Origin of the sequence: Cupriavidus sp. USMAA2-4 (assembly GCF_001854305.1) — a bacterium.
Taxonomy (GTDB): domain Bacteria; phylum Pseudomonadota; class Gammaproteobacteria; order Burkholderiales; family Burkholderiaceae; genus Cupriavidus; species Cupriavidus malaysiensis.
On sequence record NZ_CP017748.1, the window covers coordinates 3,055,302 to 3,070,162 of the forward strand.

Here is a 14,861-nt window from a genome sequence, read left to right on the forward strand (position 1 = left end):
AGCGCGGCGGCACCCGCTTGTGCTGAAGCCTGCCTCCTGAGCCATCCCGTCGCCGGGACAGGCGTGCCACGGCCGCCTCCCCGGATCCGGTTTCCCGCCTTCCTGGCCGGGATGGGCCGCTGTCCGCGCGCCGCACCGAGAGGTGCGGCGCGCGGCGCATTCCGGACCTGCACATTGCCTGCGTATGCGCTCCGCGCCGCAGGTGGGATGCCGTCCTTGCTGCTTTGAGCGCGGCCAGCAGCGACCTACTATGATGCAGACTGTCGCTTCACGACAAAGCTGTCGTGCGCGCCCGTTTTCCGTCTCGTCGCGCCGGCAATTCCGATCCACACATTGATGAACAGAGTTGAGCGCATGATTGCCATCGGAGACCGCGTACCCGACGCGACCCTGACCGAATTCCTGGACGCCGAGCGCGAAGGCTGCAGCCTCGGTCCCAATGCCTTTGCCGTGTCCGATCTGGTGCGCGGCCGCAAGATCCTCGTATTCGGACTCCCGGGTGCGTTCACGCCGACTTGTTCGGCCAAGCACGTGCCCGGCTATGTGGCGCAGGCCGAGGCCTTGCGTGCGGCCGGTGTCGACGAGGTCTGGTGCGTGTCTGTCAACGACGCCTTCGTGATGGGTGCCTGGGGCCGTGAGCAACAGGTCGGCGGCAAGGTCCGCATGATGGGCGACGGCAGTGCGCACTGGACGCGGGCGCTGGGCCTGGACCAGGACCTGGATGCGCGCGGCATGGGCGTGCGCTCGAAGCGCTACGCGATGCTGATCGATGACGGCGTCGTCAAGGTGCTCCAGGTGGAAGCACCGGGCGAGTTCCGTGTCAGCAGCGCTGAGGCCATGCTGGAGGCGTTGCGCGGGTAAGACACCGGCGGGGCGGTCAGGACATGAGTGTGCCTGATATGCTACATGTCCGAGCCGCCTAACACGACGAAACAAAATGGTGCAGCGCGGGAGGCGAGGCAGTGGTAAGATTACTTATTGAATCAAGTGGTTGATAGATTTTAATAATAACTGAGGCCGTCATGCTCAAACAGCGCACCATCAAATCCCTGGTGAAGACGGTCGGCATCGGTTTGCACTCGGGGCGCAAGGTCACGCTGACGCTGAGACCCGCTGCCGCCGATGTCGGCATCGTGTTCACCCGCGTCGATCTGCCCGAGCCGGTGGAAATCCCCGCTTCGGCCATGGCGATCGGCGACACGCGCCTGGCCTCGGTGCTGCAGAAGGATGGTGCGCGCGTTTCCACGGTCGAGCACCTGATGTCGGCCTGCGCCGGCCTGGGCATCGACAACCTCTATGTCGACGTCGATGCCGAAGAGATCCCGATCCTGGACGGCAGCGCCTCCTCCTTCGTGTTCCTGCTGCAGTCGGCCGGCATCGAAGAGCAGCCGGCGGCCAAGCGCTTCATCCGGGTCAAGAAGCCGGTGGAAGTGCGCGAAGGCGACAAGCTGGCCCGGCTGGAGCCCTATTTCGGCTTCAAGCTGAGCTTCACCATCGACTTCCGCCACCCGGCGGTCGACAAGACCGGCCAGACCTTCTCCATCGATTTCGCCGATACCAGCTACGTGCGCGAGATCGCGCGCGCGCGCACCTTCGGCTTCGCCCACGAGTTCGAGGCCCTGCGCGAGATGGGCCTGGCGCGCGGCGGCAGCCTGGACAACGCCATCGTGCTGGACGAACATCGCATGCTCAACAACGAGGAGTTGCGCTACGGCGACGAGTTCGTGCGCCACAAGATCCTCGATGCGATCGGTGACCTGTACGTGGTGGGCCATCCGGTGATCGGCGCCTATGTAGCGCACAAGTCCGGCCACGGCATGAACAACCAGCTGCTGCGGACCTTGCTGGCGGACCAGGAGGCCTACGAGATCGTCACCTTCGATCGTGTGGAGGATGCGCCGCACGCCTTCCTGCCGCAGGCGCAGCCGGCCTTCGGCTGAAGCGTGTGCCGGGCGGGTCCCGGTACACAGAACTCGCAAAAGACAAAGGCCGATCCTGCGATCGGCCTTTTTTGCTGGCGGGCGGCGCCGGCGGTTCGATGCCGCGCGGTGGACCGGCAGCGGATCAGCGATGATGCGACAGCAAGGTCTGCAGCGCATCGCGCAGCGGCGATGCCGGCAACTGACCGGCCAGCTCGCCGAGGCTGGCCAGCCCCGCGGCCGACATGCGGCCGGTGCGCGGCCGTGCGACCGGCGGAGCGTCCCACTCATCGCGGCGCCCGACCTCGGGCTGGACCCGCACGCGGATGGTGGTGATGGCCGAGCCGCGTTCCTGCAGCCGCGTCAGCAGCGTCGGCACGATCTGGCGTACCCGCGCCGCGGCCGCGCCGTGGGCGGCCAGCAGCAACAGGGCCTGCTCCTGCGGATTGCCACGGTTGTCCCGTTTGACGCCGGCCACGGCGATGCCGGCCCGCAGGCCGGGGGGGAGCAGCGCCAGCACCTCGCCCTCCAGGTCGGCCAGTTCACGTGCGGTCCGCATCAGCACCGAGACGGGGCCGGCCTTGTCCAGCCAGTCGTGGAGCGGCTTGGCGGCGGGTGTCTTGAGGGCGTGGTGGGTGAACAGGCGCATGCGTACATTCTAGCGCGAGTGGCAGTTCGCCAGGCGCGGGCGGGACGGGCGCGGGTGCACTTGAACCCTGGCGGCGCGCCCCGATCTGAGCTAGTGTCCTGATTCTTCAGTTCGTGGCATCACTCGGTCTGACGAGAAGACCCGAGAAGACCCGAGAAGACGTGCGAGGCCAGCAACGAAGCGCAACCCGGCTAGGGCCTTGCGAACATTCGTGACGACGCATCGCGCGGCTTATCGGCGGATTTGCTCAACGGATTTGTGCATCGGGACACCGCAGCGGCAGGCGCCGCGGGGCCGTCCCGGCAAGGGCCGCGGCCCCCGGCGGCGCGCCTGTGGCGGCCTCGGCGCGCGGGCCGCCGGCTGCCCAGGAATTGCCACGCGCGCATGATAAACTCGGCGTTTTGCGCCAACTCTCCATATCCTCGCGCGGCCAACCCCCCGGTCCAGCCGTCGTGCCGGCGGCCAGGCCGGTTCCGCGCAGGTGAAAGCAATCGATGATCACGGGCCTCCTGAAGAAAGTCTTCGGCAGCCGCAACGAGCGGCTGATCAAACAATATCGCCGGACCGTCGCGCAGATCAATGCGCTGGAGCCCCAGTTCGAGAAGCTGTCGGACGAGGCGCTGCGGGGCATGACGGAGACTTTCCGCCAGCGCCACGCCGCCGGCGAGTCGCTGCAGGCGTTGCTGCCCGAAGCCTTCGCGGTGTGCCGCGAGGCCAGCAAGCGCGTGATGAAGATGCGTCACTTCGACATGCAGCTGATCGGCGGCATGGTGCTCAACGACAACAAGATCGCCGAAATGCGCACCGGCGAGGGCAAGACCCTGACCGCCACGCTGGCGGTCTACCTGAACGCCATCACCGGCAAGGGCGTGCACGTGGTCACGGTCAACGACTACCTGGCCCAGCGCGACGCGGAGTGGATGGGGCGCCTGTATAACTTCCTCGGTCTGTCGGTGGGCGTGAACCTGTCGCAGATGCCGCACGACCAGAAGCAGTCGGCCTACAACGCCGACATCACTTACGGCACCAACAACGAGTTCGGCTTCGACTACCTGCGCGACAACATGGTCTACGACCCGTCGCAGCGCGTGCAGCGCCCGCTGCACTACGCCATCGTCGACGAAGTGGACTCGATCCTGATCGACGAGGCGCGCACGCCGCTGATCATCTCGGGCCAGGCGGAGAACCATACCGACCTGTACCAGCGCATGAACGGCATTCCCAAGCTGCTGGAACGCCAGATCGGCGAGGAGAAGGCCGACGGCACCGGGGTGGAGAAGCCGGGCGACTACTATGTCGACGAGAAGGGCCACCAGGTCTACCTGACCGAGTCCGGGCACGAGAAGGCCGAGCGCATCATGTCCGAGATGGGCCTGATCGGCGAGGGCGAGTCGCTCTACGCGCCGCAGAACATCACGCTGATGCACCACCTGTACGCCGCGCTGCGCGCCTACAGCCTGTTCCACCGCGACCAGCACTACGTGGTGCAGAACGACGAGGTCATCATCGTCGACGAATTCACCGGCCGCCTGATGACCGGCCGCCGTTGGTCCGATGGCCTGCACCAGGCGGTCGAGGCCAAGGAAGGCGTGACCATCCAGCAGGAAAACCAGACGCTGGCCACCATCACCTTCCAGAACTACTTCCGCATGTATGAGAAGCTGGCCGGCATGACCGGCACGGCCGACACGGAAGCCTACGAATTCCAGGAGATCTACGGCCTGGAAGTGGTGGTGATCCCGACCAACCGCCCGGCCCAGCGCAAGGATCTGCAGGACCAGATCTACAAGACCTCCAAGGAGCGCTACGACGCGGTGGTGCGCGACATCCGCGACTGCTACGAGCGTGGCCAGCCGGTGCTGGTGGGTACCACCTCGATCGAGACCTCGGAGTACCTGTCGGACCTGCTGAACAAGGAAAAGCTGCCGCACCAGGTGCTCAACGCCAAGCAGCACGCGCGCGAGGCCGAGATCGTCGCACAGGCGGGCCGGCCCAAGATGATCACCATCGCCACCAACATGGCCGGCCGCGGTACCGACATCGTGCTGGGCGGCAATGTGGAGAAGCAGTCCGGCTTCATCGAGGCGGACGCCGGTCTGTCGGACGACGAAAAGGCGGCGCGCATCGCCAAGCTGAAGGACGAGTGGAAGTCGCTGCACGAGCAGGTCAAGGCTTCCGGCGGCCTGCACATCGTCGGCACCGAGCGCCACGAGTCGCGCCGTATCGACAACCAGCTGCGCGGCCGTGCCGGCCGCCAGGGCGATCCGGGCTCCTCGCGCTTCTACCTGTCGCTGGATGACCAGCTGCTGCGCATCTTCGCCGGTGATCGCGTGCGCGCGATCATGGAACGACTGAAGATGCCCGAAGGCGAACCGATCGAGGCCGGCATCGTGACCCGTTCGATCGAATCGGCGCAGCGCAAGGTGGAAGGCCGCAACTTCGACATCCGCAAGCAGCTGCTGCAGTACGATGACGTCGCCAACGACCAGCGCAAGGAAATCTACAAGCTGCGCAACGAGGTGCTCGAGGCGCAGGATGTCGGCGAGATGGTGCGGAACCTGCGCGAGAGCGTGCTGGAGGAGCTGTTCCACGAGCACGTGCCGGCCGACACCATGGAAGAACAATGGGACATCAGCGGCCTCGAGACGCGGCTGCGCGATGACTGGGGGCTGGAGCTGCCGCTGGCGAAGACCATCGAAGCCGCGCAGAGCATCGAGGACGAGCAGCTGCTGACCATGGTGATGGGCGCCGCCAACGAGCGCTACGACGGCAAGGTCGCGCAGGTCGGCCGCGAGGCCTTCGCCGGCTTCGAGCGCTCGGTCATGCTGCAGAGCATCGACACGCACTGGCGCGAGCACCTGGCGGCGCTGGATCATCTGCGCCAGGGCATCCACCTGCGCGGCTACGCACAGAAGGATCCCAAGCAGGAATACAAGCGCGAATCGTTCGAACTGTTCGGCCGCCTGCTGGACGTGATCAAGAACGAGGTCACGCGCGTGATCTTCAACGTGCAGATCCAGTCGCCCGAAGAGCTGGAACAGGCATCGGAGCAGATCGAGGAGGGCCTGTCCCACCTGGAGAACCTGCAGTTCAAGCACGAAGAGCTGGGCGAAGGCGGCGAGCCGCTCGAGGACGGACAGCCGGCGCGCTCGGCGATTGCCGCCGGGGCCGCGGCAGCGGCCGCCGGCCAGCCGAAGGTGGGCCGCAACGATCCCTGCCCCTGCGGCTCGGGCAAGAAGTACAAGCAGTGCCATGGCAAGCTGAGCTGAAGCCAGGCGCACGGCAGGACCGATATGCCCGCGCAAGCGGGCATATTCGTCAGGCGGGCCGTATCGCTGCCGTGCCGCCGCGCCGATGCGGCCGCGGCCCGGCAGCAGGAGGGCGGGGCGCGGGCGCGTGCCGCCGCATTCGACACATCGAGCATCACAGCACACAGAGGAAACATCATGGCCGTCAACCTGCCGCTGCCCCGCGCGGAAGACCTGAAACCCGTAGCCGGCTTCGAGCTGGGCTGGGCCGAGGCGGGCATCCGCAAGGCCAACCGCAAGGACGTGCTGGTCGCGCGCGTGGCCGAGGGCAGCACCGTGGCCGGCGTGTTCACCCGCAACCGCTTCTGCGCGGCACCGGTGCAGGTCTGCCGTGAGCACCTTGCCGCCGGCAAGGGCATCCGTGCGATCGTGGTCAATACCGGCAATGCCAACGCCGGTACCGGCGAGCCCGGCCTGGCCAATGCCCGCGCCACCTGCGAAGCGCTGGCCAAGGCACTGGGCATCGCGCCGGAACAGGTGCTGCCCTTCTCGACCGGGGTGATCCTCGAGCCGCTGCCGGTCGACCGCCTGGTCGCGGGGCTGCCGGCCGCCATCGCCAACGCGCGCGCCGACAACTGGCTGGCCGCGGCCGAATCGATCATGACCACCGACACCCAGCCCAAGGCGGCTTCGCGCACGGTGCAGATCGACGGCAAGACGGTCACGCTGTCCGGCATCAGCAAGGGCGCCGGCATGATCCGCCCGAACATGGCCACCATGCTGGGCTTCATCGCCATGGACGCCGCCGTCGCGCAGCCGGTGCTGCAGGCCCTGGTGTCGTATGCGGCCGACCATTCCTTCAACAGCATCACCATCGACGGCGACACCTCGACCAACGACTCCTTCGTGCTGGTTGCCACCGGCAAGGCCGGCGTCGCCGTGGAGCGCGCCGACGGCGCGGCCTTCGAGGCGCTGCGCGAAGCGGTCACCTCGCTGGCGCAGGAACTGGCGCAGATGATCGTGCGCGACGGCGAAGGCGCCACCAAATTGATGACGATCTGCGTCGAAGGCGGTGCGAACGTCGCCGAATGCCGCCAGATCGCCTATGCAGTGGCGCACTCGCCGCTGGTGAAGACGGCCTTCTATGCCTCCGATCCCAACCTGGGCCGCATCCTGGCCGCAGTCGGCTACGCTGGCGTGGACGACTTGGACGTCGATCGCGTCAACCTGTGGCTGGACGACGTCTGGGTCGCCCGCGATGGCGGCCGTCATCCGGAATACCGCGAAGAAGACGGCCAGCGCGTGATGAAGCAGGCGGAGATCACCGTGCGCATCGCGCTCGGCCGCGGCGATGCCAGCGCGACTGTCTGGACCTGCGACCTGTCGCACGACTACGTTTCGATCAACGCCGACTACCGTTCCTGAGCCCCGCCCTCCACTGCCAACGGAATCCACGCTGCCATGTCAGACCTCGCCACACGCCTCGATCACTTCCTGTCCCGACTCGAACAATGGCTGCCGCCGCAGCTAGGCGAGGCGGACTGGAAAGAGGCGGTAGCGTTCCGTTGGCGCAAAAGGGAGAGCCTGTTCGGCAAGATCGGCTATCTGCAGGCTATCCGCCAGCTGCCGCCGATCCACCTGGACGACCTGAAGAACATCGAGCGCCAGAAGGACGCGATCGTCGCCAATACGCGCCAGTTCGTGGGTCGCCTGCCGGCCAACAACGTACTGCTGACCGGCGCGCGCGGTACCGGCAAGTCCTCGCTGATCAAGGCTTGCCTGAACGCCTTCGTGGCCGACGGCCTGCGCCTGGTCGAGGTGGACAAGGACGATCTCGGTGACCTCGGCGACATCGTCGAACTGCTGTCGCAGCGTCCCGAGCGCTTCGTCATCTTCTGCGACGATCTCTCTTTCGAGGAAGGCGAGTCGGGCTACAAGTCGCTGAAGTCGGCGCTGGATGGCTCGGTGGCCGCGCAGTCGGACAATGTGCTGATCTACGCCACCTCGAACCGGCGCCACCTGCTGCCGGAGTACATGAAGGACAACGAAAGCTACCGGCATACCGCGGATGGCGAGATCCATCCGGGCGAGGTGGTCGAAGAGAAGATTTCGCTGTCCGAGCGTTTCGGCCTGTGGCTGTCGTTCTACCCGCCCAAGCAGGACGAGTACCTGGCCATCGTCGGCCACTGGCTCAAGCACTTCGGCTGCAGCGACGAAGATATCGCCGCGGCGCGCGGCGATGCGCTGGTGTGGGCACTGGAACGCGGCTCGCGTTCGGGCCGCGTGGCCTGGCAGTTCGCGCGCGACTGGGGCGGCAAGCACGGCCGCCGTGCCGTCGACGAGGCGCAGTGATGGGTGCTGGGACGGACATCGCGCCGGACGGCGTGCGCAAGGTGACCGAAGTGGCGGTCGGGGTGCTGATGCGCCCCGACGGCAGCTTCCTGCTGGCGCAGCGCCCTGCCGGCAAGCCCTACGAGGGCTACTGGGAGTTTCCGGGCGGCAAGCTGGAGCCTGGCGAATCGGTCGAGGCGGCGCTGGCCCGCGAACTGCACGAGGAACTCGGCCTCGACGTGACCCGCTGCGAGCGCTGGAAGGTACTCGAGCACGACTATCCGCACGCCTATGTGCGGCTGCACTTCTGCAAGGTGGTCGGCTGGCGCGGCGAGCCCCACGGCCGCGAGGGCCAGGCCTTCGCCTGGCAGCAGGCGCCGGTGTCGGTCGGCCCGCTGCTGCCGGCGACCATCCCGGTGGTGGACTGGCTGGCCGCCGAGGCCGGCTGAGCAGGGCGCCGATTCACGCCCCAGGCGGCCACTGCGGTGCCTAGCGGTCCTGGTCGTCCGGCAGGTCCGGCGACGGCGTTTCCTCGGGCTTACCCCCGATCACATATTTCTCCGCAGCCCAGGCGCCCAGGTCGATCTGCTTGCAGCGTTCGGAGCAGAACGGGCGGAAGCGGCTTTCCGGCACCCAGGCCACATCCTTGCCGCAAGTGGGGCATTTGACGATGGTCGGCATGGTGGTGTGTCTTGTGAGTCGTGTACGACAGGATGGTGCGTCGCGGCCGCTCCCTGCAGGGCAGGGCGGCGCATGACGCCGTGGTCAGAAATTGCAGAGCTTGAGCAGGAAGGGGATGTCCGCGTCGACCGACTTGGGCCTCAGGTCCCCGTCCTGTTGCGTGAAGCGCACCCACAGCATGTACTTGTTGGCGCTCATTTCGGGAATGAAGGCGAGCAGCGATTCATCCAGCAGCACCTGCATCAGCTGGTAGCTGCGTCCGGACAGCATCTGCTGGTAGCTCCCGCCGGTGGCGATCACCTTGCCGCTCTGGCTGGATTCGCGCAGCAGGCGCAGCACAGTGGTCGTGCCCTGCCGCAACGGCATCAGCGGGCGTGCCCACTTGGCCACATCGATGCGCCGGTCTTCGGCCGGGCGTTGCTGCCAGGCATAGTAGGCGGGCAGGTCGAACTCGCAGGTGCCGCCGGGGATGATGGCGCGGCTGCGGATACTGGTCAGCCACTCATTGTCGACCAGCAACTGGCCGGCCTTGCCCACGGTCTGGTTCAGCAGCGCCATGGCCTGCTCGATCTCGCCGATCACTGCGTCGAGCGCCTTCTGGTCGATCTGCGGATTGCTGCGCAGCGACGACAGCGCCTGGCGCTGGCGCTCGAGTTCCTTGATCAGGTCGGTCTTCAGGTCGGCCCTGCCGGCTACGTCGATGATCTCGAATACCGTGGTCAGGGCGACGTGGTGCTGCAGCGCATGATCCTGGGCGAGGAAGAAATCCAGGCGATCGAACAGGTCTTCCAGGCGCAGAAGTGTCCTGATGCGTTCGTTGAAAGGATATTCGTACAGAATCAAGGGAATGTCCGTGCAGCGCGCGGGCTGGCGTGCCGTTTGCGGCGCGGCGCCCGCGTGGAAAACCATTCGGCGCGGGGAACATTCCCGGCGCCGGTCTATCCGGTACAGGTACCGGCGGCTGGCCGGCCCTTGCCTGCCATGATCAGCGCATTCTATGCGAGTCCGCGCTGCGCGACAATGCAGGCTGCCCCAGGGGGGACGACTGTTTCAGTCGGCCGTATGGAGCGGTGCCGCCGCCGCTTGCGAGCGGTACAGCCGGTCCAGCCGCTCGACTTGCGGCGCAAGCGCCTCGGGCCGGCCCTCGTTGTCGATCACGTCGTCCGCCTGCGCCAGGCGCTGCGCACGCGTGGCCTGCCGCGCCATGATGGCTTCCACCTGGGGCCGGGTGAAGCCGTTGCGGGACATCACCCGAGCCACCTGGGTCGCTTCGCTGCAATCGACCACCAGGACGCGCCCGACCCGCTGGCGCCAGCTTCCCGACTCGACCAGCAGCGGCACCACATAGATCAGGTAGGGATGGCGGCCGCCGGCGCGCACGGCAGCGGCGCGGCTCTCGGTGAGCTGGCGGATCAGCGGGTGGGTGATGGCTTCCAGGCGCGCTTTCGCCGCCGGGTCGGCAAAGACCAGCGCGCGCATCGCGTCGCGGTCCATGGCGCCGTCAGGGCGCAGGCACTGCGGTCCGAAGGCCTCGACCAGGGCGGGGATGGCCAGCCCGTGCGGCGCCGTGATCTCGTGGGCGAGCAGGTCGGTATCGATGATCGCAGCGCCGCGCGCGGCGAACAGGTCGGCCACGCGGGTCTTGCCAGAGCCGATGCCTCCGGTCAGTCCGATTTCTAGCATGGTGATGTGCGGTGTGTACTGTGTATGCCGAGCAAGGGGCGCGTGGCAGTGAGTCTAGCCCGGCACGCCCAGCGCGAGCGGCAGCGCGCCGGCCCCCAGGAACAGTACCAGCAGGCCCGCTCCGGCGATGAACGGACCGAAGGGGAAGGGCGTGTCGCGATGCTGCCGGCGCAGTGCGATGCGGACGAGGCCGAACAGCAGGCCGACCACGGAGGACAGCAGCACCAGCGCGGGCAGCGCTTGCCAGCCGAACCAGGCACCGAGCGCCGCCATCAGCTTGAAGTCGCCGTAGCCCATGCCCTCCTTGCCGCGCACCAGCTTGAAGAGCCAGTAGACGCTCCACAGCAGCAGGTAGCCGGCTGCCGCGCCGATCACGGCGTCGGCCAGCGAGGCGAACACGCCCGCCAGGTTGAGCAGCAGGCCGAGCCACAGCAGCGGCTGGGTCAGCTGGTCGGGCAGCAGCTGGGTATCGGCGTCGATCATGGTCAGCGCCAGCAGCATCCACACCAGCACCAGCGCCGCCAGGCCCTGCCAGGTCGGCCCGAAGTGCCAGGCGGCCAGCACGCTCAGCACCCCGCTGGCGAGTTCCACCAGCGGATAGCGCGCCCCGATCGGTGCGTGGCAGGCCGAACAGCGCCCGCGCAGCAGCAGGTAGCTGAGCACGGGGATGTTCTCCCATGGCGCCAGCGTGTGCCCGCAGTGCGGGCATGCCGATCCCGGCACCGCCAGGTTGTAGCGCGACGGATGGGGCAGCGGCTCGCCGCGCAGCTCGGCGATGTAGTTCGCCTCGTCGTGCTCCATCATGCGCGGCAGGCGGTGGATCACCACGTTGAGGAAGCTGCCGACCGCCAGGCCCAGCAGGCCGGCCGCCAGCATCAGGAACCAGCCGGGCAGGGCGGCCAGCGTGGCGATGGTGAAGGCGCCTTGCGGCGAGAATGCGGACACCATGCTTCAGACCACCTGTCCCAGCTTGAAGATCGGCAGGTACATGGCAATCACCATGCCGCCGATCAGTACCCCGAGGATCACGATGATCAGCGGCTCGATCAGGCTGGAGATGGCCGCGACCGCGTCGTCGACCTCGCGCTCGTAGAATTCGGCCACCTTCAGCAGCATATTGTCCAGCGCGCCCGATTCCTCGCCGATCTGCGTCATCTGCAGCACCATATTGTCGAACACGTGGGTGGCCTGCATGGCGTTGGTCAGGCTGGTGCCGATGCGCACCGCCTGTTCGACCTCGCGCGTGGCGTCGTGGTAGATCCAGTTGCCGGCCGCGCCCGCCACCGACTCCATCGACTCCACCAGCGGCGTGCCCGCGGCGAACATGGTGGCCAGGGTGCGCGTCCAGCGCGCGATCACCGCCTTGCGGAACAGGCTGCCGAAGATGGGCATCTTCAGCAGCGCGCGGTCGGTGGCGCGCTGCACCTTCTCCGACTTGCGCAAGGCGCGCAGGTACAGTGCGATGGCCGCCACCGGCACGCCGATGACGATGTACCAGTAGGCCACGAAGAAGTCGGAGATGGCGATCACGAACAGCGTCGGCGCCGGCAGGTTGGCGCCGAAGCTGGCGAACACGCCCTTGAAGGCAGGGATCACGAACAGCATCAGGATCACGGTGACGGCGAAGGCCACGGTCAGCACCGCGATCGGGTAGATCATGGCCGACTTGATCTGGCTTTTCAGCGCGATCGTCTTCTCCATGTACATCGACAGTCGTTCGAGCAGCGCATCCAGGATGCCGCCCTGTTCGCCGGCGTCGATCAGGTTGCAGTAGAGCGTGTCGAAGTAGCGCGGATGGCGCCGGAAGGCCTGCGCCATGCTGCTGCCGGCCTCGATGTCGAAGCGGATCTGCGCCAGCAGCTGGGTGAAGTTCGGGTTGGCATGGCCGCGCGCGATGATGTCGATCGACTGCAGCAGCGGCACGCCCGCCTTGAGCATGGTGGACAGCTGGCGCGTGAAGTAGGCGATGTCCTTCTCGGTGATCTTGCGACCGCGCGCCGCGCGGCGGCGCTTCATCTTGACCACCGTCAGGCCCTGCTTGCGCAGCATGGCATTGACTTCGGCCTGGTCCTCCGCGCGCTGTTCCCCGGTGAAGGTCTTGCCCTTGCGGTCCTTGCCTTCCCACTCGAAGATGTACTGCGTCGCCGCCTTGCGCCCCGGCTTGCTCCGCGACGGCGCTGCCGTGCGGGCCGCCGCGGCTGGTGCACGCGTTGCCATGATTGACCCCCGACTGATTGCTTTTGTTTTACATATTGGTCGTCGCCAGCACTTCTTCCAGCGAGGTGACGCCTTGCTTCACCTTCAGCAGGCCGGCTTCCCGCAACGATAGCACGCCGTCGCGGCGCGCCTGCTCGGCGATCTGCAGCGCCGTACCGTGAGACAGGATGATCTGCTGCATCGCCTCGGAGATGGGCATCACCTGGTAGATGCCGCAACGCCCCTTGTAGCCGCTGCCGCTGCAGCGCTCGCAGCCGGCCGGGTGGTAAGGCTGCCAGCTGCCGTCGAGTTCGCTCTCTTGGAAGCCGGCGTCAAGCAGCACGTCGCGCGCCAGGGCGCCCGGCCGCTTGCAGTTGCACAGCCGGCGCGCCAGCCGCTGGGCGGTGATCAGCAGCACGCTGGAGGCGATGTTGAACGGCGCCACGCCCATGTTCATCAGCCGCGTCAGCGTGGTCGGCGCATCGTTGGTATGCAGCGTGGACAGCACCAGATGGCCGGTCTGGGCGGCCTTGATGGCGATGTCCGCGGTCTCCAGGTCGCGGATCTCGCCCACCATGATGACGTCCGGGTCCTGGCGCAGGAAGGAGCGCAGCGCGGCGGCGAAGGTCAGGCCGGCCTTCTCGTTGACGTTGACCTGGTTGATGCCGGGCAGCTGGATTTCGGCGGGATCCTCGGCCGTCGAGATATTGATGTCGCCCTGGTTGAGCAGGTTGAGGAAGGTGTAGAGCGAGACCGTCTTGCCGCTGCCGGTCGGGCCGGTGACCAGGATCATGCCGTAGGGGCGCTTGATGGTCTCGAGCAGCAGCGCCTTCTGCGCGGGCTCGTAGCCGAGCCGGTCGATGTCGAGCTTGTCGGTCGAGGAGTCGAGGATCCGCATGACGATCTTCTCGCCGAACAGTGTCGGCAGCGTCGACACACGGAAATCGATGGCCTTCTCGACCGTCTCCTTGCTGTCCTTGCCGTCCTTGTCCTTTTCCTTCGGCAGCGCGATCAGCAGCTTCATGCGGCCGTCCTGCGGCACGCGTTTCTCGGAGATGTCCAGGCGCGACAGCACCTTGATGCGGGTGGCGATCTTGTCGCGGATGTCCAGCGGGGGGCGGGCCACCTCCAGCAGCACGCCGTCGACGCGGAAGCGCACGCGGTAGAAGGTCTCGAACGGCTCGAAGTGCAGGTCGGATGCGCCCCGGTGGAAGGCCTCGGTCAGCAGCTTGTGCAGGAAGCGCACGACCGGTGCGTCGTCGATGTCGTTGGGCGCCTTGTTGCGCTGGGCTCCCGCCGAGGCGACCGGGTCGTACTCGATCAGCTTGTGCTCGGCCGCCACCGGGCCGGCGGCGCGCAGCGTACTGCTTTCCTCGCCGGCCGAGCGCACGTGCTTCAGCAGCTTGTCGTGCTCGACCACGACCGCGTCGACCGGCAGGTTCAGTTTCTGGCGGATGGCATCGAGGCCGGCCTGGTTGGACGGATCGGAGGTTGCCACGACCAGCCGGTTGTCGCGCCGGCCCAGCGGCAGCAGCCGGTGGGCGTGGAACTCGCGGTTGCCGACCAGGGCCGGCGGCACCGTGGCGAAGTTGAACTGGCTGAGGTCCAGCAGCGGGAGCTGGTACTTGTCGGCGGCGAAGGTGGCGAGGTCGCGCGCGCTCATGGTGCCGCTGCCGACGATCTCGTCGATCAGTTGCGACTTCTTTTCCCGCGCGGCCTGTTCGAGCTGGGCGAGAAGGGCCGGAGCGATGCGGCGGCTTTGCGCGAGAGCGAGACCTAGTGTCATGGCGAGGCAGGACGGCCCGCGAGGGCTGCGAGGCAGGGAGCGGGCCCTGGACCGCGGCAGTTTGCAGCCGGGGTCACTTTTTGTAAAGGCAGCCGCCGGTCCTCGTCGGCATTTGCGCGACAGCAGCGCAACCCCGCTTGGGGGGGGCATCCCGTGCCGCATTGACTGTAGCGGGGCGTGCCTGCCGCGCAGGACACGGATGGCAATGCCGGACGCAGAAAACAAAAAGGCCGCACTGTCGTGCGGCCTTTTTGCGGTCTCGATGACCAGAAACTGGTCGGGGTGAGAGGATTCGAACCTCCGGCCTCTACGTCCCGAACGTAGCGCTCTACCAGGCTAAGCTACACCCCGTTTTCTTGTTTTTCTGC

13 protein-coding genes and 1 tRNA gene are annotated in these 14,861 nt (G+C 67.0%); 6 read left to right on the forward strand and 8 right to left on the reverse strand.

Annotation, left to right across the window (positions count from 1 at the left end; genetic code table 11):
* The first annotated feature begins 354 nt into the window (after positions 1–354).
* Both BKK79_RS13495 and lpxC read left to right on the forward strand, forming a co-directional pair.
* Positions 355–861: a peroxiredoxin gene (locus BKK79_RS13495; RefSeq protein WP_071015583.1), complete on the forward strand. Its 507-nt coding sequence runs from the start codon at positions 355–357 to the stop codon at positions 859–861.
* 161 nt (positions 862–1,022) lie between these two features.
* Positions 1,023–1,940: a UDP-3-O-acyl-N-acetylglucosamine deacetylase gene (gene lpxC, locus BKK79_RS13500; RefSeq protein WP_071037870.1), complete on the forward strand. Its 918-nt coding sequence runs from the start codon at positions 1,023–1,025 to the stop codon at positions 1,938–1,940.
* A gap of 124 nt (positions 1,941–2,064) precedes the next feature.
* Here lpxC and BKK79_RS13505 read toward each other — a convergent pair whose 3' ends face one another.
* A complete protein-coding gene (locus tag BKK79_RS13505) occupies positions 2,065–2,568 on the reverse strand; it encodes a DciA family protein (protein WP_071015580.1) in 504 nt (167 codons plus the stop codon).
* 494 nt (positions 2,569–3,062) lie between these two features.
* Here BKK79_RS13505 and secA point away from each other — a divergent pair, with 494 nt between their 5' ends.
* The 4 genes from secA to BKK79_RS13525 all read left to right on the forward strand — a co-directional run bounded on the left by secA (position 3,063) and on the right by BKK79_RS13525 (position 8,596).
* Positions 3,063–5,837, forward strand: a complete 2,775-nt coding sequence (secA, locus tag BKK79_RS13510) for a preprotein translocase subunit SecA (protein ID WP_071015578.1) — start codon at positions 3,063–3,065, stop codon at positions 5,835–5,837.
* Between the two features lie 177 nt (positions 5,838–6,014).
* Positions 6,015–7,241, forward strand: coding sequence for a bifunctional glutamate N-acetyltransferase/amino-acid acetyltransferase ArgJ (gene argJ / locus BKK79_RS13515; protein ID WP_071037871.1), 1,227 nt, complete (start codon positions 6,015–6,017; stop codon positions 7,239–7,241).
* Between the two features lie 36 nt (positions 7,242–7,277).
* On the forward strand, positions 7,278–8,168 hold the full coding sequence (locus tag BKK79_RS13520; RefSeq protein WP_071015574.1) for an ATP-binding protein: 891 nt from the start codon (positions 7,278–7,280) through the stop codon (positions 8,166–8,168).
* Entirely contained in the window at positions 8,168–8,596 is a 429-nt protein-coding gene (locus BKK79_RS13525) for an NUDIX domain-containing protein (protein WP_071015573.1), read from the forward strand. Before BKK79_RS13520 ends, BKK79_RS13525 begins: the two co-directional genes overlap by 1 nt.
* A 40-nt stretch (positions 8,597–8,636) precedes the next feature.
* Here the strand turns inward: BKK79_RS13525 and BKK79_RS13530 are convergent, their stop codons facing one another.
* From BKK79_RS13530 to BKK79_RS13560, 7 genes are all read right to left on the reverse strand, one after another.
* The gene (locus BKK79_RS13530; RefSeq protein ID WP_071015571.1) at positions 8,637–8,828 is read right to left on the reverse strand and encodes a DNA gyrase inhibitor YacG; all 192 of its coding nucleotides are present in this window, start codon (positions 8,826–8,828) and stop codon (positions 8,637–8,639) included.
* 84 nt (positions 8,829–8,912) lie between these two features.
* Positions 8,913–9,671 carry a cell division protein ZapD gene (gene zapD / locus BKK79_RS13535; protein ID WP_071016592.1) on the reverse strand — a complete coding sequence of 253 codons (759 nt, stop codon included), beginning with the start codon at positions 9,669–9,671 and terminating at the stop codon, positions 8,913–8,915.
* Between the two features lie 207 nt (positions 9,672–9,878).
* Positions 9,879–10,511, reverse strand: coding sequence for a dephospho-CoA kinase (gene coaE, locus BKK79_RS13540; RefSeq protein WP_071015570.1), 633 nt, complete (start codon positions 10,509–10,511; stop codon positions 9,879–9,881).
* A 54-nt stretch (positions 10,512–10,565) separates the two neighbouring features.
* Positions 10,566–11,459 carry a prepilin peptidase gene (locus BKK79_RS13545; protein ID WP_071037872.1) on the reverse strand — a complete coding sequence of 298 codons (894 nt, stop codon included), beginning with the start codon at positions 11,457–11,459 and terminating at the stop codon, positions 10,566–10,568.
* A gap of 3 nt (positions 11,460–11,462) precedes the next feature.
* Positions 11,463–12,728 carry a type II secretion system F family protein gene (locus tag BKK79_RS13550; RefSeq protein WP_071037873.1) on the reverse strand — a complete coding sequence of 422 codons (1,266 nt, stop codon included), beginning with the start codon at positions 12,726–12,728 and terminating at the stop codon, positions 11,463–11,465.
* 28 nt (positions 12,729–12,756) lie between these two features.
* Entirely contained in the window at positions 12,757–14,493 is a 1,737-nt protein-coding gene (gene pilB, locus BKK79_RS13555) for a type IV-A pilus assembly ATPase PilB (RefSeq protein ID WP_071015563.1), read from the reverse strand.
* Positions 14,494–14,767: 274 nt separating this feature from the next.
* A tRNA-Pro gene (locus BKK79_RS13560) sits at positions 14,768–14,844 on the reverse strand.
* Positions 14,845–14,861 lie beyond the last annotated feature (17 nt).